Here is a 20,050-nt window from a genome sequence, read left to right as displayed (position 1 = left end):
GTTATGTTGTTTGCTCTTGATAGATGTTTTTATGTTGTTCTGCGAAACGCTTTTTCCAACTAATGTAGCCAATGACCGCCAATACAACATAAATTGCCATTAGCAGAGTTGTTAAGTACAAGCCGCGGTCGATGAATAAATAGACAGCAGCCGCATCAATGACGATCCAATACAGCCAGTTTTCCAAAACTTTCTTTGCCACCATGTATGTGGTGAGTACGGCACCCCAGGTCGTAAAAGAATCAAGATAAGGCAGTGCTGCGTTCGTATTTTTGCTTAATAGATAGCCGCTAATTAAACTCAGCAAAATCACGCCGCCGATAGCGAAACTGTGTTGAGATAACGTCCAAGTGTGAATCACGGCGGGGGTTTTAAACTCATCGATAGAGTTTGATGCCGATTCTTTATTGACTTGCTTTGCTGTTCGCCATGCATACCAACCATAAATTGCCATTAACAGATAATAAACATTCAGTGCCGATTCCATGACAAGACTTACATCAAAAAAGAGCCAGCTATAGATCGCGGTGCTACCAAATGCGGCATACCAGCATAAACTATTTTCGCGCATGGCCAATAGTAAATAGGAGATACCAAGTATGACAGCAGTCACCTCCCAGTAACTCATGACTTCAATGGCGTTAAGCACACCTTGATAAAAACTTTGCCACATAATGTATTCCAGAATGTTGAGAGCTCATTAACCATGAGGTTTTAGAGCAGGATCGAGATTTGCACCAATGAATTTACAAACAAAAATGGCTTTGCCATAGGTTTCGTAAGAGCGTTTCAGTTCTATTTTCAAAGTGTCCATAACTAAATCATAATCACCAAACACTTGAGTGCTCATGGTGTTACTGACGACCGATAAGCCATCCACCTGATTGAGTCGGTCAATAAAGTCTTTAATGGCAGGAATATAATCGTCCGCTAAAGGGTATTTGCTGATTTCGACAGATAGTTCCATCTCATACCTCTACGATAAATTCGCTATATGGGAGTGATACCCAATATAGCGAATTCAAATGGATTTAGAAGTTGTATTTCACATTAAGAGAAACAAGCGCTGGATTTCCTTTTTGTTCATATACTTTGGCAGTATAGTCATCCCGAGGATCGTTTCCGAAGAAGAAGCCTTTTACTGCATAGTCCTCGTCGGTAATGTTTTTACCTACAATGCTCATTTCAATATTTTTCAGCTTGTAATGTATCGAGGCATTCCAAAGCTGGTAAGACTCTGATTTGTTATCATGGCTAGCAGAGTAATAGAAACTGTCTTTTAATTCTGTTTCGAGTCTAAATGCAATATTTGAAGAAAGGTTGTAGGTGCCGGCAAGAAGTGCGGTGTATGATGGCGCATAAGCCTGCGCGCGATCACTTTTATCTACGGTTATAATATTGTCGTCAGCATCTGATGATTCAAAGTTATAGTCCGTTAGTTCTGTTTCTAGTATGCCTACAGCGGCGTCAATATTGATCTTGCTATTTAGTTTCCAAAAAATCTGTGCTTCTAACCCTAGGTTTCTTCCATTGGCGGCGTTGGCATAATAGTCTACGAACTCGGGTTTTCCGTCCTCTAAATATGAGTAGGATTGTTTGATTTGCTGGTCCTCTCGTTTTGTATAAAAGATACTGATAGACGTTGTTGCTTGATCTTTTAACAAAGAAGATTTAATCCCAGCCTCTACGGTGTGGTTAATTTCAGTGTCATATCTTCGCAATTCACTTGCTAGTTCGGTTTCACGGTTGACGCTGCCTGCTTTAAAGCCTCGGGAAAGAGTCGCGTAGGCTAGGCTATTTCCGGATACTAGAGTTTCATATGATATTTTCCCGCCCCAGAGTGTTTCTGAGTCATCCTCAATGATGTTGTTGCTGTCTACAAAGTCATACTCGCTTCGTTCGATGCGTAAGCCATAGGTCATTGTTGTTGTATCGTTTACATGGCTAGTAAGCTCAGAATAAATAGCACTGGAATTCGTTTCTATCTCACTCGTGTACGGAGAAGATAGGAATGTATATTTACGATTAAGCTCGTTCGTTTTGTTTCCAGCGAAGACTCCGAGAACCCAGTCTGTTGTGTTGTAAAAGAGGCGGCCTTTATCGGTAGATAGCAGCCTTATATCTAGTGAAACGCGGTCAGACTTTCGATTGTATTCATCGTACCCGCTGTACCCGTCATCGTCAGCCAAGCAGGGGCCAAGTGACGTGTCGCAAGGATCTGGAGTATATGTAGGATTGTCGGAATTGAAAATATATGTTCCATAAGCCCAGTCATCATCATAAGCATATGTTGAGTCTGTTTTACTGGCACTTATTTGGCTTTCTAGAATAAAAAATGAATTGCTTCTGTTTTGAAGTTTTACGCTGATTGCATTCGTATCTTGCGTATCTTCTCCAGGTTCATCGCTGTAGGTGACTCGGGTATTATCCAAGCTAAACGCATCATAGCCGTTATTAATATCGGCTTTGAAAAAGGTTAGGCTTAAATCATTGTCAGGATTAATTTGCCATGCGAGCTGAGCGCGTAACAAGGCTTCGTCAATATTATTGGTATCGTCGCGATCTAAAAAAGCGTTGGTAATGTAGCCGTTGCTTTCGTATTTGTTCAGGCTGATGCGGCCTTGTATGTTTTCTGAGAGACTGCCTGAAATGGCTGCTCCGATTCCTTTACTGTGATAGTTACCAACTTTTGCTTCTACATAGCCTTCTGTTTCTTCAGTCGGCTTATTGCTTTCAATGTTAATCGCTCCCGCAAGAGCATTTGCACCAAAAGCTGTTCCTTGTGGACCGCGTAAAATTTCAACTTGCTTGACATCAAATAGGGTGGCTGCACCGCCCAAGCCTGTCATGTCCACACCATCAATGAGCAAGCCCACTGATGGGTTGAAGGGATCGATAAATTGACTGCGTTCACCGATACCTCGAATTTGGAAGTAACGTGCACGTGATGAACTGCCTGCAAAGTTCATGTTGGGTGCCAGAGCAAGAACATCTTCAAGGTGGTTAGCGTTGCGGTTATCGATGTCGGCACTGCCGACAATAGTAATCGAAGAAGGGATCTCCATTACATCGGTCTGACGAAAGTCCGCTGTTACTTTAACGGCATCCAGTTCAGTTTGGTTGGCTGTTTGATTGATTGTCTCGCTGGCGATGGATTGGTTGGCTAGAGTAATGCTGGCCAATAGAGGGATTAAGCTGTGTTTCATTGGGTCTTTTCCAAAAGTCTTTTATTGAATAAGGCCCGGTAAAACAGCGTAGGGTGAAATAGATATTACCCTGCTAATAAAGCGGTTTTGTCCATTCCTACGCCGGCATTAACCGGATCAGGTTCTAGGGGTTCGCTGATTAACAGTCATCTCAGGCCTTTAGAATGGCCTCCCCCTGGATAATTCTTAGTGTACTACTCGGGTATGTAGTATAAAAGTATTACAGTGAGTTGGATATGAATGAATTGTTATTTTAGCGAGAACGCGGTATCACCCAATTGAGCGTTTTCTAACAAGATGGTGTTCTTGTCGCCATGTCGGTCTACTATCAGAAGTTTTATAATGAGGAAGTGGTGGTCTTTTGCGAACCAAATGTGAGTTTTTTCTTTCTTATTACGATGATTAGTTTGAGCGACTTTAATCGTATTTACTTGGCCAATTGAACTGTCAAAGGTTTGCTTGCCAACTACTTCAAAAGTGTATTCTCGTATGCGCTCTTTGTAGGCTACTTCATAAGATAATTGATTCATTCCCTGAGCAAGATCTATACGCATCTGCTCTTGGTAGCTGATGTTGTCGAGAATGTTGTCGGCTAAATCGTATTCTGATTTTTGATCTTTATCTAATAATACTGAGCGGTTTTCCCAGTCGAAGGTCTTGTTACGACGTTTTTTCGAAAAGAATCCAGATGTCTTGTATTGGTAATCGAGCGGCTTGATCTGTTCCTCTAGAGTGAATCGAGATCGCTCGCTGAAGTCTGCAATGGAGGAGTAGGCCTCAAAGCTAATTTGCCATTCATTATTGTCGGTTGTTTTGAGTTCACGGGTGGCGCTTACTGAAATAGGAAACCAACCTGCCTCATAGGTGGCTGTGTACTTGGCTGTGTAAGGTGTGAGTAAGTTGCTTAAGGAAGCTGTATTTTCGGTTGGCGAGGATTCTTGTGCTGAGTGGGCTATGGCGCTTGTGAGTATGAGTGTCGTTAATAATGAGAATCGCACAGCGTCCTGCCTTTTAGTTTTTATGCTGGTTTTGGAATCGAAGCCAAATTAACAGTAGCAAAACTAGGACAGGTGGAAAAGGGAAGAGTTTATTTCGAGGAAAAGAAAAGTCTTGGCGCAGGAGAGTGCGCCAAGATTGTGTTCGCAATTACGCTGTGGTGGGGAGTTGAACACCCGTTTCTGGCATGGGCTCATTGTCGAAGTATGCGTCCCCTTTAATCATGCTGATACGGCCCTCCACGAACCACTTTACAGCAATGGGGTAGATTACGTGCTCTTGCTGCTGAACGCGTGTGCGCAGTGTTTCTTCTGTATCATTTGATGTAACAGGTACCACGGCTTGAATTACGTTAGGGCCACCATCTAGGTCTTCGCTAACGAAATGCACGGTTACGCCGTGCTCGTTGTCACCATTGTCCAAAGCTCGTTGGTGGGTGTTTAGGCCTTTGTACTTGGGGAGTAAGGATGGGTGAATGTTAAGCATGCGTCCTTTGTAGCGACGGACGAAGTCGGGCGTTAGGATGCGCATAAAGCCGGCAAGAACAACGAGGTCAGGCTCGTAGTTGTCGATTTCGCGCATGAGATGAACGTCAAACTCTTCGCGGCTAGCATAATCCTTGTGATCGACCACTTGAGTGACGATGCCTATCTCTTGTGCCCTATCTAAACCAAGCACCCCTGGACGGTTGCTAATTACTGCAACCACTTCGGCATCGACTTCTTCGCTGGCGCATGCTGTGGCTATAGCAGACATGTTACTGCCAGAGCCTGAAATCAAAACCACGATACGAGCTGGTTCTGGTTTTTCTGGGGTCATGTTATGCCTCGTCCACGCCTTTAACGATAACTTGTTCGTCACCATCGTTCGCAGCTTCGATCTGGCCAACGATAGTAGCGGTTTCGCCTTCGGCATTTAGGATGTCTAGGGTTTGCTGTGCATTATCTTCAGAAACAACGACGATCATGCCTAGGCCGCAGTTAAAGGTCAGGTGCATTTCATGCCAATCGATGTTGCCTTTTTCTTGCAGCCAGTTGAATACGGCGGGGCGTTCCCACTTAGCTGGATCGAGTATGACTTTAGTGCCTTCTGGTAGTACGCGAGGAATGTTTTCGTACACACCGCCACCCGTAATGTGGCAGATTGAGTTTACTTCCACTTGTTCTAATAGTTTTAAAATTGGCTTAACGTAGATTCGAGTAGGGGCCATTAGAGCGTCACCTAATGTTTGGCCATCTAAGTCTTGGCTTAAATCGGCATTGGCAACTTCTATAACTTTGCGAACGAGTGAGTAACCGTTAGAGTGGACGCCAGAAGACTTGAGGCCGATGATTACGTCGCCCTGTTTAACTTTGCTGCCATCAATGAGCTCTTCTTTTTCGGCTACACCCACGCAGAAGCCAGCAAGATCATAGTCATTGCCGTCGTACATGCCTGGCATTTCTGCTGTTTCACCACCTACTAAAGCACAGCCTGACTGTAGGCAGCCCTCGCCAATTCCAGTTACAACATTGGTAGCCACGTCAACGTCTAGTTTGCCAGTGGCGTAATAATCTAGAAAGAATAAAGGTTCTGCGCCACACACAATTAAGTCATTCACACACATCGCAACCAGATCAATACCAATTGTATCGTGCTTGTTTAGATCCATGGCTAAACGGAGTTTAGTGCCGACGCCGTCAGTACCTGAGACTAGAATGGGTTCTTTGTATTTAGTTGGTAGGCTGCAAAGGCCAGCGAAGCCACCTAGGCCGCCCATCACTTCAGGACGACGGGTCTTTTTAACAACGCCTTTGATGTTGTTGACCAATGCATTGCCCGCATCAATGTCGACACCGGCATCTTTGTAGCTAAGAGACTTATTTTGCTCGCTCATTAGGCAGCCTTACTTCAAGTGGGGAAAATTGGGTGAGAATTCTACCACCAGCTGCACAGTTTATAAATCGAAGTGGGGTTGAGTTGGCGATTTTTTCCATAAGGTGCTGACTTTTTTTGGGTTTTTGTCAGAATAGCCGCCATTCTTTTGATTAATTTGGTTTGACATGACACGAATTCTATTGGTTTTGCTCGTATTTTGCTCAATGGTATCGCAAGCAAAAGAGGTTGATGGTCTCTATGAGGCTCGTATATTGGTGCCTGACCAGCAAGCGGATAGCCGCCAGCTTGGCGCGCAGCAAGGTTTGATCGAAGTTCTGCACAAGGCTTCTGGCTTTCCTGTGGATGCAGAAAATCCAGCGGTGATTCAAGCGTTGGAAATAGCCGATCAATATTTGTATCAATTCAGCTACGAGCGGGCTGAAGCTTTACCCGGCAACCAAAATGGTGTTTGGCTCAAAATGCAGTTTGCAAAGCAAAGTATTCTGAGCGTGATTAAACGTGCTGAAATGCCGCTGTGGGGGGCTAACAGGCCAACGGTTCTAACTTGGATTGCGATAGATGAGGGTGATCGAGAAGTGCTAACTGAGGCTTCTGATGAAGCCAGTACTCTACCGTTACAACTTGCTGCCAAACGCCGTGGTTTGCCGATCATCATGCCGGTATACGATCTAGAGGATTCCATCAAGTTGCCTATTGAGCAGTTATGGGGGCAGTTTACAGGGCCGATATTGAAAGCCAGTGAGCGCTATGGTGCAGAGAGTGTCTTAGTTGCCCGAATTTACAAGGATAATAATGGTCAATGGCAGGGTAAGTGGAGATTCTTTTTTGCAGATCGTGAATACGAATTCATTTATAGCCAGGAGAACTTGTCTGATCTTATGCTAATGGGGTTGACCTCAGCTGCTGAGGTGTTAGCCAATGCATTTGCGATTAAGCCAGGTTCTACTCAAAAAGGCCGTGTTTCGATTCAAGTAAACGGTGTATCAAGCGTTCAGTCTTATGCTAAGTTGACTCAGTATTTGGAGCGACTAGCCATTACTCGTGATGTGTTTATTTCTGAAATTAAACAGGACAAAGCGTTTTACGATTTAACCATTGGGGGCAGTCTGCAGCAATTCAAAAAGACATTGGACTTAGATAAACGCTTGCTGCCGACAGAGGCCTCTGAAGATGATGTTCTTAGAGGTCCGAATTTACTGTTCTTTCGTTGGGTACCATAAGTATTAGTATGATTCCCGACAAAGGGGTGCAATATGATGGCAAGGTATATTCCAAATATAATCACAGCGCTGCGCTTAATTGCAGTGCCGCCTGCTATCTATTTTCTCTCTATTCAGTCCTATGCAAATGCTCTCTGGATTTTTGCGTTTGCAGGTGTGAGCGATGGTGTTGACGGGTACTTGGCGCGACGGTTTTCCTGGCAAAGTCATTGGGGAAGGATTATGGATCCTCTTGCCGATAAAGTACTTGTGGTTAGTACTGCTGCCATGCTGGCTTGGCAAGCTCTCGTGCCGCTCTGGTTGTTTGTATTGCTTCTTTTTCGTGATGTTATGCTATTGGCCGGATCGGCTTTATATCATTGGTTTAAAGGGCCGTTTAGGGTGACGCCTACAATCTGGGGCAAGCTCAGTACTTTTTTTCAAATACTCTTGTTAGTCGCCATTATGGCTCACGAGGCATATGGTTTACTCAGCGACTTAAAAGTTATGTTACTCATGCTATTGTGCGGCCTATTTACGTTAATCAGCGGGGCGCACTATTTTACTACTTGGATAAGGAAAGCCGCGAATGACTGATGCCTTGCGGGTGGGTTATAGACCTCTTGTTATTTTGATCTCGATTGCGTTAATAGGTTGGCTTTTCGCTAATTTAGAGCCGGTTTTAATGCCTTTCATAGTTGGAGCTTTGTTTGCCTACTTGGGGGATCCCGTTGCAGATCGTTTGGAAAATATAGGGTTAAGTCGAACTTCTGCCGTATGCATTTGTTTTTTAGTGATACTTGCGGTGATTGCTATCTTTTTATTGTTGGTGGTGCCTACGATTGTCCATCAGGTGAAAGTTCTTTACGGATTTCTGCCAGATATATTGAACTGGCTGCAAAAAAATGTGATGCCCTGGTTGAATTCTAATATGGGTATAAAAGTAGAAGACTTTAATTTTCAGAATATTCGCGAAGAGATTGTGCAAAATTGGGGTGGATTGCAAAAAGTAATGAAAGACGTTTTGGCAGGTATTGGTAACTCTACTGGAAGTTTTGTCGCCTTTTTAGCCAACTTGGCCATTGTTCCTGTGGTTGGCTTTTATCTTCTTCGTGATTGGGATGTGATCATGGAGAAAGCATTGAAACTTTTGCCAGGTCGTTATCAGCAAGCGACTCATGAGTTGGCCGCTGAGTGCGATGATGTTGTTGGTGCGTTTTTCAAAGGCCAGCTTTGGGTTATGACAGCGCTGGCGATCATTTATGGTTTTGGTCTTTGGTTGGTAGGGTTAAAGCTAGCTTTTTTGATTGGTTTATTCGCCGGCTTGGCCAGTATTGTTCCTTATCTTGGCGCGGCTTTAGGTATTGTTGCGGCAATGGTTGCAGGTGCCTTCCAATTTGGTATGGGCTGGGAGTTACTTCTTATCGGTGTTGTATTTGGTGTGGGGCAAGCCATTGAAAGTATGATTTTAACCCCCATATTGGTGGGGGATAAGATTGGCTTACACCCTGTCGCTGTCATTTTTGCGATCATGGCAGGTGGTCAACTATTTGGGTTTATTGGTGTTTTGGTAGCGTTACCTGTGGCAGCCGTGATTGCAGTGCTGTTACGCCATGCACATGATTTTTACAAAGATTCTGAAACGTACACGGAAAGCTAATGCAAGTTGTAGAGCAATTGCCGCTTGGAGTGCAACTTCGAGATGAGGCAACATTTGAAAACTTTTATGCACTGCAAAGCCAAGAGGTTAAATTGCAGGCGCAACTTGCCGCCATAGGAAAGGGTGAGCAAAGTATTTTTATTTATGGTGAAAGTGGTTGCGGTACAAGTCATTTATTGCAAGCTGCATGTCACGAAGCCCAAACTCACGATTTAAACAGTGTTTATTTACCTCTTGAGGAATTGGTGGAATACAGCCCGGCTGTATTTGAAAGCCTAGAAAACCTTCCCTTGATTGCTTTAGATAACATGCAAGCTATTGCTGGATTGCCCGCATGGGAAGAGGCTGTATTTCATTTGTTCAACCGTGTTCGGGATAATGGAGGCCATATAATTATGGCAGCCAATGATTCTATTGAAGGTCTGGGTATTAAACTGGCTGACCTTAAGTCTCGGTTGCATTGGGGGCTGGTTTACGAGCTGCCGGAGCTAACTGAAGAGGATAAAATGGCCGCCCTCAAGTTACGCGCTCATAATCGCGGATTGGAATTGGGTGATGATGTGGCTAAATATGTGGTTCGTCAAATGGAAGGGCATATGGATAAAATGTTTGAGGCCTTGAATCAGCTGGATAAGGCCTCTTTGAGCGCGAAACGAAAGGTTACGCGCCCATTTGTCAAAGACGTAATGTCTTGGTAGTTAATCTTCGTCTTGCTTGGGTTGAGATGCTTCTGGGAGTAACCCAGCCTCCAGCAAGCGCTGATAAAGTTCCAGCATTGTTTTTACTTTGTCTTCAGGCACTTTTGAATCAAGCAGTAGATTGAGCGACAAATTCTCAAGCTCTTCATCAAGCTCAGTCTCTGTCATACCAAACAATTCCGTTGCAGTAATCAAATCAAACGGCACTTCTGAGCCATAGGCGTCATACATGGTGTTAAGCCAGTTGCTGTATAGGTAGGGCTCGGTCACATAAACCGGTTGCTTATCGACATCTTCGTTTAGTTCTCGTATGACATCCAGCACGGTCTCGCCTGTCATGGTCAGCTGCTCTCGGTTAATTCCATGACGATCTTCGTTGCTTGAATCCCAGTCAGTCCATTCTTCTTCAGGATGAATCAGAATCGCCTTGAGCTGCCCGTCAGCAATGGACCAAGAGGCAGCAATTGGGTAAGCGTTTTCTTCAAAGCTGTTTGCTTCTAATACTAGAAAACGAGGGTATTCCATATACAATGACCTTTAATAATTAACTTGACCAATCTGGAGTGCAGTATGGCCGAACAAGAGCGTAATTTTTATGCACGTAGTGAAGAAGAGCAGCAAGCTTTTCTTGAACAAACGTGGTGCAATAATTGCCAAGAACCTGATTTAGGTATGACTGACCCATCTGAATTTGAACAAGATGGCGTCATCGTGATTCAGGGCAAGTGTAAAAAGTGTGGTGAAATCGTAACTACTGAGTTGGCAGATGACGCTGACGAAGATTTCTAACCACCTTTTGATACTTACTTTCTGTTCGCTGCCTCAGCTTGTTTTCTTAAGCGAGTGTGAATGGCAGCAAAAACAAACTGAATCGTTGTAATAACGACACCTGCTGTTCCTAAATTACTTTTCTCATCGCCAAACGAAGCCAGAATCCAAACAATAAAATAAAACATACAGACGTAACTCATCCACGCCATGATGTTTTTCGTGTTTTTGATTAATCCTGGTATCAGTATTAACCAGGGTATGCCTTTAATCAGAGTCCATACTACTCCAAGCAAAATATCATAAGTGCTTTCAATTTGAATGTCTGGGCGGTCGAAAGTGCCTATCCCTAAAACAACGAACTGTAAAAAAAAGCATACCATTGCAATGCGATAACTGATTGAAAGCATGCGTTATTGCTCCGAAGTCTCTAATTTTTTAGCAAGCATAGCCATGCGTCTACCTTGTGCAATACATAGCATCTTCTCTTCTTGGCTAAGGTCAGGACTGCTATCTTTTCCAGCATAGTGGGTGACGCCGTAAGGGGTGCCACCGGTTTGCGTATTCATAAGCTCATTCTCTGTGTAAGGCAAGCCAGCGATCACCATGCCGTGATGAAGTAATGGGATCATCATGCTTAGTAGGGTACTTTCTTGGCCACCATGTAAACTGGATGAGCTAGTGAATACAGAGGCCGGTTTATCTACCAATTTACCTGTAAGCCAAAGGTTACTGGTGCCATCTAAAAAGTATTTCACTGCCGCGGCCATATTACCAAACCGCACTGGACTGCCAAGAACCAGTCCTGAGCAGTTCTCGAGGTCTTCCTGTGAACAGAAAAGCGGACCTTCTGCTGGAATATCATCAAGCGTAGAGCATGTATCAGGGGAGACGCTTGGTACGGTTCGGATACGCGCTTCAATGCCACCTGACTCTATTCCGCGGGCAATGTTTTCAGCCATGTTTTCTACGGCGCCGCTATGACTGTAATAGAGTACAAGCACATATGGGGTCATTAGATGATCTCCAAGACGTCTTCTGGTGGGCGCCCCAGCTTGGCTTTATCGCCATTGATAACGATAGGACGCTGAATTAATTTTGGGTGCGATACCATTGCATCAAGCAGGACCTCATCGGAAAGGGATTTATCTTTTAGGTTTAGCTCTTTGTATGCGTCTTCGCCATTTCTTAGCAGGGCTCGAGCCTCTATGCCAAGCTTGGATAACACGGCTTTTATATCTTGTTTGCTAGGTACAGATTCTAGATACAGGACGACGTCTGGTGTTACACCATTTTCTTCTAGTAATGCTAGTGTTTGGCGAGATTTTGAACATCGAGGGTTGTGCCAGATTTGAATTGCCATGTATGCTCCTAAGCTAATTCATTAATTGCACCTATTGTACCTTTAATTTGAATAGGCTTCATCGTAAGAGTGCGGAGGATTTGTGAAACCATTTTTTCGCTTTTGGTGGTTTGTTATACAGCGTTTCTTTTACAACGATAATCGTAAGACTGCTGCGGATTTAACTTACACTAGCTTGTTTGCTCTTGTTCCTCTTATTACCGCGACTTATATCGCGCTTACCGCACTGCCGATATTTAGTGAGGTAGCCGATGATATCCAGGGTTTCATTTTTGCCCATTTCATTCCCTCTTCAGGAGCGGTTGTTGAAAAGTATTTGCTCGATTTTTCACAGCAAGCTCGCAAGCTAACAGCAGTTGGCTTAATTTTACTGTTCATTAGTGCGATTAGTCTGATGCATGGTTTGGAGGAGGCGTTCAACCAGATCTGGCGAGTTAAAACTCGACGTATTGGTCGCAGATTGATTTTGTACTGGTTGGTGATGTTCTTAACTCCAATCTCTATGGCAGTCATCTTTTTGGTAGGTAGTTATTTAATGAGTACTTCCATCTGGATAGACCATGTTGACGGTTTGCTTAATATTAACCGCCTTTTAATTGATGCGTTGCCCTGGCTAATGAGCATTATGACGCTCACTACTATTTATTACTTTATACCCACCGGCAAAGTGTACTTTTGGCAAGCTCTATTGGGCGGTGTTTTGGCCACCGCGATTCTGGATCTCTCGCAGTGGGTTTTCGTTACCATGGTCGCCTCAATGCCAAACTACAAAATTGTGTATGGTGCTTTTGCCGCTATACCCTTGTTTCTCATTTGGTTGTTTTTGGTTTGGTTAGTGATTTTGTTTGTGGCAGAGGTTATACGAGCGCTTCCATATATTCGCCAATCGACGGACTATGACAAACGAAGCGATTTGGATTGGGCGCTTGAGATTCTATCCGATTTAAATAAGCAGAAGACTCTCAATCAGCAGGACTACACTGGGTGCTTTAACTTGGCTGAGTTGGAAGCTTTTGAGCAGGTGCTCAATTTACTGATTGATGCCGCTTGGGTGGAAAACCAAGATGGAGAATTGATTCTAATGGTAAATTTAGAAATGAAAACAGTCAGTGAACTCAGCGATATTATCCATGCAAAGCGTTTGAGTGGTCTTGCGCTTAAGCAAACTGATAGCTCATGGTATAAGCAGTTGAGTCCAAAGATTGAAGAATTGAAAGAGGAAAAGCAACGGTTGCTACAGATGCCTATATCGTCCGTGATATAGGCAAGAGTATCCTAGGGTGCAGGATTTAGTGAGTAAAAGGGCTATTATGCAACGCCTTTGTGAACTCAGCGAAGGTTCGAGCACCCGGGCTCGGATCAAAGAATATATGCAGTGCTTTTGCGATACGCCTGGCACTGAATACACCGCGAATCGAGGTATGTTCTTTGTCTTGTGTTGTCACTAAGATGTATTCCGAGCCGATATTGTTTAACGTGTGGAGAATATCGCCGATACGTGCGTCCAAGACATTGTTGATCGACATTGTAGGAAGATCACTAATGGGGCGCATTAGATGCTTTACCTTAAGGTCTTCTCGTTTTTTGCCGGTTTTCTGTGTGTATTGGATGGGACGTTCGCCTGAAATATCCGATGACGTGATAATGCCTAGCACAGTATCTTGATCATTGCTCACCAAAAGCTTCGTACATCCGGCTTTACCCATTTGTCGCATAGCCTGATCCAACATGGTCTCAGATCGACACAAATGTGCTTGCTCTAAACGGTGGTCAGTCAGTACTGAAATGGCTGGGTCGTCGAGTGTAAGTTCTTTGTCAGTGCGGTCTGGTCTGATGGCGTGTGGGGCGTCGTCAAGTTTAGCAAGTGGGATTGATTTATAGTTTTCAAGCATTGTTATTCCTCCGCCTATGCAAACTTTAGTTTAGACAAAATTCGTCGTGGCGAAGAAACGATAAGTAGTAAAATGTAAGTTCGAGTATGCCTAGTGTAATAACCAGTTACTGATTGAGCACATCCTGTTTCGTGGACGCCGCAATAGCCATGACTTGGTGGACGAGCTCCGGCGGAACCTGTAATTCAATAAGAGATTGTTTCAGGTGTCCTGCTACAAGATTAAAGTGGTGCTCGTTCAAACCAAGCTCCACAGGACGTCGATGAGCAGCTCGCATAGTTTGTCCTGAATAGTTATTGGGGCCACCGAAGGCTACAGTTAAAAACTTGGACTGCATGCGTTTCTGTCGGTCAATATTGATACCACTAAAGAATGGTGATAATTCTTTGTCTGCAATTACTTTTTTATAGAAGATTTCTACTGTGGCGCTGACGGCTTTGTCGCCGCCTAGTTTTTCGTACAGGCTAGGCATGACCATTCCTTAGTTCGAGTAATGAATATACTAAGTAATAGTATTAAAAGGGAGGTGCTTCCAGTTTCTAATAATGGATGGTTTGGTTTAGCGGCGAAATGAGATCTGGCGTACAAACCAGTGGCGCTGCCATTTGTTCATAACTCGTTCAGGGTACCATGTCTTACCAAGACTACCGTTATAGCGTGCAAGCGCTCGAATCCAGTTGCCTTTTTCACGTTTTAAATAATGAGCAAGAATAGCGCAGCCATATTTTAGGTTGGTTTGCATTTCCATTAGATTGTCGTCGGGTCGACCAATCTCGTTGCGCCAAAAGGGCATGACTTGCATATAGCCTTGAGCGCCTGCGTGAGAGAGTGCATATGGCTTGAATGCGCTTTCAACATGAATGAGAGCCAGCACCATTTCAGGTGGTAGGTTTTGATCTGTAGCCGCATGGTGGACCGATTTAAGAAACTCAATTCGAAATTCCTTATCTGGGATAAAGCGCGACATGCGCGCATTCATGTCCACTAACCATACTTCAGCATCAAAGCGGTCACCAAAACTACTACTTGAACTAATGGCGTCTTTTAAATAAGCACGAAGCTCAGGGTCGACTTTAGCGTCAACCCAAGCTGAAGCGGTCAGCAAGGGGAGAGATACCAAGCAAATTCGAATCAGCTTTTTTAACCAACGTGCTTTCATAAACTAACTCGTTAGTTAATACCCAGCTTTTCTTTCAGTAGAGGTAGCAGCTCTTCAGGTGCTAATTCCACAATGCCGTCCTTGCTGTCTTTGCGGTGCTTGTATTCTGCTTTGCCTGCTTTTAAGCCGCGAGAACTTAGAACAACACGGTGCGGGATGCCCATTAATTCACTATCGGCGAACTTAACACCTGGGCTCGTTTTCTTGTCACGATCATCAAGGAAAACGTCGACTCCAAGTGCGGTTAGGGATTCGTATAACTCCTCCGAATACTTCACCACATCTTCTGATTTTTGTGCGTCAATTTGCACGATAGATACTTGGAATGGGGCGATGGCTTCTGGCCAGATGATGCCGCGATCGTCATGGTTTTGCTCAATGGCTGCAGCAACAACACGAGATACACCAATACCATAGCAACCCATCATCATGGTTTTTTCTTTACCATTCTCATCCAATACTTTTGCGCCCAACGCTTCACTGTATTTTGTGCCTAATTGGAAGATGTGGCCCACTTCGATACCGCGTTTAATTTCCAAAGTGCCTTGTCCGTCTGGACTCGCATCACCTTCAACCACGTTGCGTAAGTCTTCGATACGATCAATGTGCGCATCGCGTTCCCAGTTGGCACCGGAATAGTGTTTGCCGTCTTGGTTGGCACCGCAAACGAAGTCTGATAACACTGCGGCGCTGCGGTCGACAATCGTTTCGATGGCCAGCTGGCAAGGGCCGATGGAACCAGGCTTGCAGCCAATGGCTTGCTGGATGGCTTCTTCCGAGGCAAATGTCAGTGGGGAAGCAACACCATCTAGTTTTTCTGCTTTTAGTTCATTTAACTCATGATCGCCGCGAACAACGAGCGCAACCAAAGGAGTTTTTTCACCTTCTTCTTTTTGCTTGTCCGAGAGTTCACCTTCAACGATAAGGGTTTTTACGATTTGATCTGAGCCAATGTTAAGGAATTCAGTGACTTCGCTAATGGTGTGCCGACTTGGCGTGTCCACTACTGTTAGCTCGGCTGCGGCAGCAGGGCGCTCGGTCTTAGGAGCGACGGCCTCTGCCAGTTCTACGTTGGCGGCGTAACTGGAAGCATTACTGAAAGCAATGTCGTCTTCGCCGCTTTGCGCAAGTACGTGGAATTCGTGTGAAACAGCGCCACCTATAGAGCCTGTATCAGCGGCTACAGGGCGGAAGTCCAGGCCCAAACGCGTAAAGATATTGGTATAGGCTTGATGCATGCGATCGTAAGTCTGTTGTAAGGAATCGCCATCGATGTGGAAAGAGTACGCATCCTTCATAATGAATTCACGGGAACGCATGACGCCAAAGCGCGGACGAGTTTCGTCACGGAACTTCGTTTGAATTTGGTAGAAATTCGATGGCAGCTGCTTATAGCTGTTCAGTTCATTGCGAGCGAGGTCTGTGATTACCTCCTCGTGGGTCGGGCCGACACAAAAATCGCGATTATGGCGGTCTTTTAAACGCAGCAGTTCGCCGCCGTACTCAAACCAGCGACCGCTTTCTTCCCAAAGCTCAGCGGGTTGAACAGCGGGCATTAGAACTTCTTGCGCACCTGCTGCATCCATTTCTTCGCGAACGACTTTTTCCACTTTGCGCAGGGTTTTTAGGCCCAGAGGGAGCCAAGTGTATAGGCCGGAAGCGAGCTTTCGGATCATGCCGGCTCGGAGCATTAGCTGATGGCTTACTACCACCGCATCGGAAGGGGATTCTTTTAGTGTTGCAACTAGATATTGGCTTGCGCGCATGCCTTGTCAGTCCTGATTGATGTTCGAAGCAGGTAATACTGTCTCAAATTACCTGATAGCTTTACAAATTAGGTGCAAATTGTATGCTGCGCGGCTTAGTTAAACAATTTTTTCATTATGAATCGATATTATTTGTACCAGAAAACCCTTGGTGGCACCTGTGTTTGTATAAAGCCTGAACAAATCGACGGTTGCAGCGGTCAGGAAGCGCAAGGTGTGACTAGCCAGTTGCTCGGTGTTGTGGCAAGCGAACCGGGTATTTTTGAGGTTAAGGCCACCGGGGATATACCCGCTGCCGGTAGTTTCCTTTTATTGCCGATTAAGGGGAGTCAGCAACTGAGCTTGCTCATGGAAGTTCATGAGATAGCATCGCTTATAACGCCCGAATCATCTTGGTCGGCCCGATGCAGTGGCTTACCTCAAAGCGACTTTCAGCTGCGTTCGCTGGATGCCCATTGTGATCGTTGTGGCAAAAACGAAAGTATTGAATTCTTGCAAGTGACGTCCGATCTACAGGCGGATGCGCTACAAGGGCTTAATATGTTTGGCTGGCGCGCCGATGAGCATACGCAAATCTGTCAATCATGTAATAGGGGTGTTGATGAACACTGATCTAGAGTTGGATGCAAAAGGCTTGATGTGTCCTGAGCCGGTAATGCTTTTACACAAAAAGGTAAAAGATCTCGAGCCTGGTCAGGTGCTAAAAATCCTCGCTACAGATCCATCGACGACCCGCGATATACCTAAGTTTTGTCAGTTTCTAGGGTTTGATTTGTTGGATTCGCAGCAAAGTGGCGATGAATTTATTTATTGGATTAAAAAGCCAGAAGCCTAAAACGCTATTTAAAATTCCTACAGATAAGGGTAAAGTACTGTATTAAAATACAGTACTAAGAATCATTATGTTGAATCCAGTTACTATTCAGTACATGAGTCGCGAAGAGATTGAGCGACTGCTATTTAGCTTTTCTGCAGATAAAGACAATGAGCAAGCGCAGGCGTTTGAAGCCTTGGCTAGACGCTTATTGTATCTTTTGGAGCAATCGCAAGATCGATAAAGCCTAGTGAATCGATTAGCGTAAGCGTGCGATGTTGCGCGCTTGCCACCAAGCATCGGCTTGAGTTAAGCATTCTTCTTGAGTTACGCCTTTGCCCATAAGTCGCGCGATATAGGCGAGGGTGCCTCGAATCGCATCTTGTCCGTACTCGTGGGTTATATCGCCTTTCCAATGTTGAGCTAATAACTCCACTTCCAATGTTTTGGGCTTAATTCCGCGTTTTTCCCATAGGGCAGGCCAAACCTCTTCTATCAGTTCGCCATTGAAGCAATGGTGCATTTTAAACTGGCTTTCTGGGCTGTATTCGCATTCTCCGCCATCACCTTTGATGATGCTTAAGTGTTTGTAATCCAAAAGGTCTGCTGCCTTCTGATGGCTTGGACCATAGCCTGGGTGAAAAATGCCTTGGCTGACAAAAGGCGCGTTGGTCGGGTTCAGTAGGCGTGCAAAGCTATGTACCGGAGAGCGTAAGCCAAAGGTATTGCGCAGGTCGATGATCTTTTGCAGCTCCGGGCACAGTACCGACATGTCCATAAAGCAAAAATGATCGCGATTTAGACGGTCTTCTGCGTCTTGCCAGTTACCACTTATGGTTACGCCCAGTTCTTCCAGTACTTGTTTGGAATACAGTCGCCCCGCAGTGTGGCCGTCAGCACCATGCATAAATACTTTGATGCCATTATCTGCAAGACATAGGGCGGCTAAAAGGTACCATGGTAATTGTCGGCGTTTGCCTGCATAGCTAGACCAATCTAAGTCAGCTTGAATGCTATTTGGAATGCGGTCTTGGATATGCTCTCGAGTTGCTTGAGCAAAGCCTGATAGCTCTTCTGCGTTTTCTTCTTTGACACGCAATAGCATCATCACAGCGCCAAGTTGCACATCCTCAACCTCACCGCGCAAAATCATCCCCATGGCAGTGTGTGCTTCTTCATAAGTATAAGAGCGTGAACCTTTGCGGCCTTTACCGAGGATGCGAACGTACGGGGCAAATGGGTGCTCAATACTCATATACAGTTGTTCCTTAAAAACAGTTTGGTGGCTTTGGTAGGCCTGCTATTTTGGCAGCAATTTTTGCTGGGCTTTCTGGAAACAGCTGCATGAGATAAATGCTGTTTCCCTTATCTGCCCCAAGCTCATTTTTTATTAATTTTACAAACGGGCGATTGGATGGCGCTACTTGATGGCTTTCATAAAACTGGCGAAGGAGATGGATGATCTCTAGATGTTCTTCTTTGAGTTCAATCCCTTCTTGTTGTGCAATAGCGCTGGCCAGTTCGGTTGACCATTCATTTAAATCAACTAAAAAACCTTCTTGATCGAATTTAGGGTTACTCATGGTTTAAAACCAGCTAATGCTTTGTTTGTGTTGGCTGCAAAGTGTAACCATTTCATCCATAGAGAGGTACTGAACGTTTTGTAGGTTAGTGTCTAAACCCCTGGCTAAGCAATCGGCTTTAATTGCGTATATTGCCTGCTTAGGGTTAAGCGATTGTTGAAGCGCGAAAACACCATCTTGCATAAGTAAGATGCTGTCGTTCTCGCTGGCAACGTTCAAGCAATCCTTCAGGCTTGAGTGGGTGAAAGGACTTCTTTGCACTAGGTGTAGGTTGTTTGAATGACTCATGATTAAAATCCAATCACCTTGTCCTGTTCACTCATTAGGTCGCTCACTTGGCTGCGCGCAATCAGTGTTAATTCGACTGTTAGATTGTCTGCAATTAAATTGCGTTCTTCTAAGTCTTCTTTGACGGCATAGAGTTTATCAACGTCGTAGAGCGGTAGAACCTCCAATGCCTTGTCTTGGGGCTTGAGCTGAATCTCTTGGCTTTGCTGGTTGTTCAGTAGCTGAAAAACACCGTCGCCCATAAATAATAAGCTTAAATCTTGGTCGTAAGCAGCGGCTGTCAGTACATAATCTAAGCCGTCTCTCGCAAGGGAGTTTCCGTAGGGCGCGCTGCGCTGTAAAACGAGAATCTTCTGGCTCATGCGAAGGTTACCACTTGGTCGCTATTGATTTGTGCATCGAGTAGTTGGCCTAAGCCCGATAGCTCAAAGCCGTCGCTGAGGTTTGATGCGGGCTTTTGGTATCGCTTGGCTTCCTCTTGGTTGATAACGCCTCGCTTTAACGCCGCTGCAATGCAGGTAACTAGATCCAAATTGTATTCTTGCTGAAGCTCGCTCCACTGTGCTTGCAAGTTGACCTCGTCTTGTTGAGGGGCTTGCAGTGCAGAGCCATTATGGACGCCGTCATGATAAAAAAAGATGCGATAGATTTCGTGCTTCTGCTTTAAGCAGCTCTTGGCAAACTCTAAGGCTTGCAGGGCACCTTGGCTGGAATAGGGTGAGGCCATTACCAATATGGAAAATTTCATTTACGTCTATGGGTAAGCTGGATGTAGCGGTC

28 protein-coding genes and 1 riboswitch are annotated in these 20,050 nt (G+C 44.9%); of the genes, 9 read left to right on the top strand and 19 right to left on the bottom strand.

What is annotated here, in order from left to right; genetic code table 11:
* Position 1: 1 nt before the first annotated feature.
* The 6 genes from pnuC to purM all read right to left on the bottom strand — a co-directional run bounded on the left by pnuC (position 2) and on the right by purM (position 6,078).
* On the bottom strand, positions 2 to 673 hold the full coding sequence (gene pnuC, locus HF888_RS08645) for a nicotinamide riboside transporter PnuC (protein ID WP_007016913.1): 672 nt from the start codon (positions 671 to 673) through the stop codon (positions 2 to 4).
* Positions 674 to 700: 27 nt separating this feature from the next.
* The gene (locus HF888_RS08640; protein WP_007016912.1) at positions 701 to 967 is read right to left on the bottom strand and encodes a YkoF family thiamine/hydroxymethylpyrimidine-binding protein; all 267 of its coding nucleotides are present in this window, start codon (positions 965 to 967) and stop codon (positions 701 to 703) included.
* A gap of 64 nt (positions 968 to 1,031) precedes the next feature.
* Entirely contained in the window at positions 1,032 to 3,206 is a 2,175-nt protein-coding gene (locus HF888_RS08635) for a TonB-dependent receptor (protein ID WP_007016911.1), read from the bottom strand.
* 77 nt (positions 3,207 to 3,283) lie between these two features.
* A riboswitch (TPP riboswitch) is annotated at positions 3,284 to 3,392 on the bottom strand.
* Positions 3,393 to 3,454: 62 nt separating this feature from the next.
* On the bottom strand, positions 3,455 to 4,204 hold the full coding sequence (locus HF888_RS08630; protein ID WP_007016910.1) for a DUF3108 domain-containing protein: 750 nt from the start codon (positions 4,202 to 4,204) through the stop codon (positions 3,455 to 3,457).
* 148 nt (positions 4,205 to 4,352) lie between these two features.
* Complete coding sequence (gene purN / locus HF888_RS08625; RefSeq protein WP_007016909.1) at positions 4,353 to 5,021, bottom strand: phosphoribosylglycinamide formyltransferase; 669 nt, start codon at positions 5,019 to 5,021, stop codon at positions 4,353 to 4,355.
* Between the two features lies 1 nt (position 5,022).
* Positions 5,023 to 6,078: a phosphoribosylformylglycinamidine cyclo-ligase gene (gene purM, locus HF888_RS08620; protein ID WP_007016908.1), complete on the bottom strand. Its 1,056-nt coding sequence runs from the start codon at positions 6,076 to 6,078 to the stop codon at positions 5,023 to 5,025.
* A 166-nt stretch (positions 6,079 to 6,244) separates the two neighbouring features.
* On the opposite strand from purM, the gene HF888_RS08615 reads away from it, so the two are divergent.
* The 4 genes from HF888_RS08615 to hda are packed head-to-tail and all read left to right on the top strand — an operon-like array spanning position 6,245 to position 9,637.
* Positions 6,245 to 7,300 (top strand): DUF2066 domain-containing protein, encoded by a 1,056-nt coding sequence (locus HF888_RS08615; protein WP_007016906.1) that lies wholly within the window; start codon positions 6,245 to 6,247, stop codon positions 7,298 to 7,300.
* A 33-nt stretch (positions 7,301 to 7,333) separates the two neighbouring features.
* On the top strand, positions 7,334 to 7,876 hold the full coding sequence (locus HF888_RS08610) for a CDP-alcohol phosphatidyltransferase family protein (RefSeq protein WP_007016905.1): 543 nt from the start codon (positions 7,334 to 7,336) through the stop codon (positions 7,874 to 7,876).
* The gene (locus tag HF888_RS08605; protein ID WP_007016904.1) at positions 7,869 to 8,939 is read left to right on the top strand and encodes an AI-2E family transporter; all 1,071 of its coding nucleotides are present in this window, start codon (positions 7,869 to 7,871) and stop codon (positions 8,937 to 8,939) included. Before HF888_RS08610 ends, HF888_RS08605 begins: the two co-directional genes overlap by 8 nt.
* Entirely contained in the window at positions 8,939 to 9,637 is a 699-nt protein-coding gene (gene hda, locus HF888_RS08600; RefSeq protein ID WP_007016903.1) for a DnaA regulatory inactivator Hda, read from the top strand. Before HF888_RS08605 ends, hda begins: the two co-directional genes overlap by 1 nt.
* Here hda and HF888_RS08595 read toward each other — a convergent pair whose 3' ends face one another.
* The gene (locus HF888_RS08595; protein ID WP_007016902.1) at positions 9,638 to 10,162 is read right to left on the bottom strand and encodes a hypothetical protein; all 525 of its coding nucleotides are present in this window, start codon (positions 10,160 to 10,162) and stop codon (positions 9,638 to 9,640) included.
* A gap of 45 nt (positions 10,163 to 10,207) precedes the next feature.
* On the opposite strand from HF888_RS08595, the gene HF888_RS08590 reads away from it, so the two are divergent.
* The gene (locus HF888_RS08590; protein ID WP_007016901.1) at positions 10,208 to 10,426 is read left to right on the top strand and encodes a hypothetical protein; all 219 of its coding nucleotides are present in this window, start codon (positions 10,208 to 10,210) and stop codon (positions 10,424 to 10,426) included.
* A gap of 14 nt (positions 10,427 to 10,440) precedes the next feature.
* Here the strand turns inward: HF888_RS08590 and HF888_RS08585 are convergent, their stop codons facing one another.
* Genes HF888_RS08585 through arsC form a run of 3 tightly spaced genes read right to left on the bottom strand, consistent with a single transcriptional unit; the run spans position 10,441 to position 11,768 of the window.
* Positions 10,441 to 10,815, bottom strand: a complete 375-nt coding sequence (locus tag HF888_RS08585) for a DUF2069 domain-containing protein (protein ID WP_007016900.1) — start codon at positions 10,813 to 10,815, stop codon at positions 10,441 to 10,443.
* A 3-nt stretch (positions 10,816 to 10,818) separates the two neighbouring features.
* Positions 10,819 to 11,421, bottom strand: coding sequence for an NAD(P)H:quinone oxidoreductase (gene wrbA / locus HF888_RS08580; RefSeq protein WP_007016899.1), 603 nt, complete (start codon positions 11,419 to 11,421; stop codon positions 10,819 to 10,821).
* Positions 11,421 to 11,768 carry an arsenate reductase (glutaredoxin) gene (arsC, locus tag HF888_RS08575; RefSeq protein ID WP_007016898.1) on the bottom strand — a complete coding sequence of 116 codons (348 nt, stop codon included), beginning with the start codon at positions 11,766 to 11,768 and terminating at the stop codon, positions 11,421 to 11,423. Before arsC ends, wrbA begins: the two co-directional genes overlap by 1 nt.
* An 82-nt stretch (positions 11,769 to 11,850) precedes the next feature.
* On the opposite strand from arsC, the gene HF888_RS08570 reads away from it, so the two are divergent.
* Positions 11,851 to 13,032, top strand: a complete 1,182-nt coding sequence (locus tag HF888_RS08570) for a YihY family inner membrane protein (protein WP_007016897.1) — start codon at positions 11,851 to 11,853, stop codon at positions 13,030 to 13,032.
* A gap of 25 nt (positions 13,033 to 13,057) precedes the next feature.
* Here the strand turns inward: HF888_RS08570 and HF888_RS08565 are convergent, their stop codons facing one another.
* The 4 genes from HF888_RS08565 to HF888_RS08550 all read right to left on the bottom strand — a co-directional run bounded on the left by HF888_RS08565 (position 13,058) and on the right by HF888_RS08550 (position 16,585).
* Positions 13,058 to 13,660, bottom strand: a complete 603-nt coding sequence (locus HF888_RS08565) for a CBS domain-containing protein (RefSeq protein WP_007016896.1) — start codon at positions 13,658 to 13,660, stop codon at positions 13,058 to 13,060.
* Positions 13,661 to 13,766: 106 nt separating this feature from the next.
* Entirely contained in the window at positions 13,767 to 14,132 is a 366-nt protein-coding gene (locus HF888_RS08560) for a group I truncated hemoglobin (protein WP_007016895.1), read from the bottom strand.
* Positions 14,133 to 14,219: 87 nt separating this feature from the next.
* Complete coding sequence (locus HF888_RS08555) at positions 14,220 to 14,819, bottom strand: lytic transglycosylase domain-containing protein (protein ID WP_007016894.1); 600 nt, start codon at positions 14,817 to 14,819, stop codon at positions 14,220 to 14,222.
* Between the two features lie 11 nt (positions 14,820 to 14,830).
* Positions 14,831 to 16,585: a proline--tRNA ligase gene (locus tag HF888_RS08550; RefSeq protein ID WP_007016893.1), complete on the bottom strand. Its 1,755-nt coding sequence runs from the start codon at positions 16,583 to 16,585 to the stop codon at positions 14,831 to 14,833.
* A gap of 117 nt (positions 16,586 to 16,702) precedes the next feature.
* Between HF888_RS08550 and HF888_RS08545 the strand changes: the two genes are divergently transcribed.
* From HF888_RS08545 to HF888_RS08535, 3 genes are all read left to right on the top strand, one after another.
* The gene (locus HF888_RS08545; protein ID WP_007016892.1) at positions 16,703 to 17,197 is read left to right on the top strand and encodes a hypothetical protein; all 495 of its coding nucleotides are present in this window, start codon (positions 16,703 to 16,705) and stop codon (positions 17,195 to 17,197) included.
* Positions 17,187 to 17,420, top strand: coding sequence for a sulfurtransferase TusA (gene tusA / locus HF888_RS08540; RefSeq protein WP_007016891.1), 234 nt, complete (start codon positions 17,187 to 17,189; stop codon positions 17,418 to 17,420). The genes HF888_RS08545 and tusA overlap by 11 nt, the downstream gene beginning before the upstream one ends.
* A gap of 67 nt (positions 17,421 to 17,487) precedes the next feature.
* Positions 17,488 to 17,643, top strand: a complete 156-nt coding sequence (locus HF888_RS08535; RefSeq protein ID WP_007016890.1) for a hypothetical protein — start codon at positions 17,488 to 17,490, stop codon at positions 17,641 to 17,643.
* 15 nt (positions 17,644 to 17,658) lie between these two features.
* Here HF888_RS08535 and HF888_RS08530 read toward each other — a convergent pair whose 3' ends face one another.
* The 5 genes from HF888_RS08530 to tusD are packed head-to-tail and all read right to left on the bottom strand — an operon-like array spanning position 17,659 to position 20,018.
* Entirely contained in the window at positions 17,659 to 18,654 is a 996-nt protein-coding gene (locus HF888_RS08530; protein ID WP_007016889.1) for a glycosyl transferase family protein, read from the bottom strand.
* A gap of 13 nt (positions 18,655 to 18,667) precedes the next feature.
* Entirely contained in the window at positions 18,668 to 18,982 is a 315-nt protein-coding gene (locus tag HF888_RS08525; RefSeq protein WP_007016888.1) for a TusE/DsrC/DsvC family sulfur relay protein, read from the bottom strand.
* A gap of 3 nt (positions 18,983 to 18,985) precedes the next feature.
* Positions 18,986 to 19,270 (bottom strand): sulfurtransferase complex subunit TusB, encoded by a 285-nt coding sequence (gene tusB / locus HF888_RS08520; RefSeq protein WP_007016887.1) that lies wholly within the window; start codon positions 19,268 to 19,270, stop codon positions 18,986 to 18,988.
* Between the two features lie 2 nt (positions 19,271 to 19,272).
* Entirely contained in the window at positions 19,273 to 19,632 is a 360-nt protein-coding gene (tusC, locus tag HF888_RS08515; protein WP_007016886.1) for a sulfurtransferase complex subunit TusC, read from the bottom strand.
* Complete coding sequence (gene tusD / locus HF888_RS08510) at positions 19,629 to 20,018, bottom strand: sulfurtransferase complex subunit TusD (protein ID WP_007016885.1); 390 nt, start codon at positions 20,016 to 20,018, stop codon at positions 19,629 to 19,631. Before tusD ends, tusC begins: the two co-directional genes overlap by 4 nt.
* Between the last annotated feature and the right edge of the window lie 32 nt (positions 20,019 to 20,050).

Origin of the sequence: Bermanella marisrubri (assembly GCF_012295615.1) — a bacterium.
Classification (GTDB): Bacteria; Pseudomonadota; Gammaproteobacteria; order Pseudomonadales; family Oceanobacteraceae; genus Bermanella; species Bermanella marisrubri.
The sequence above is the reverse complement of the archived record's forward strand: the minus strand, read 5'-3'. Positions and strand labels throughout refer to the sequence as shown.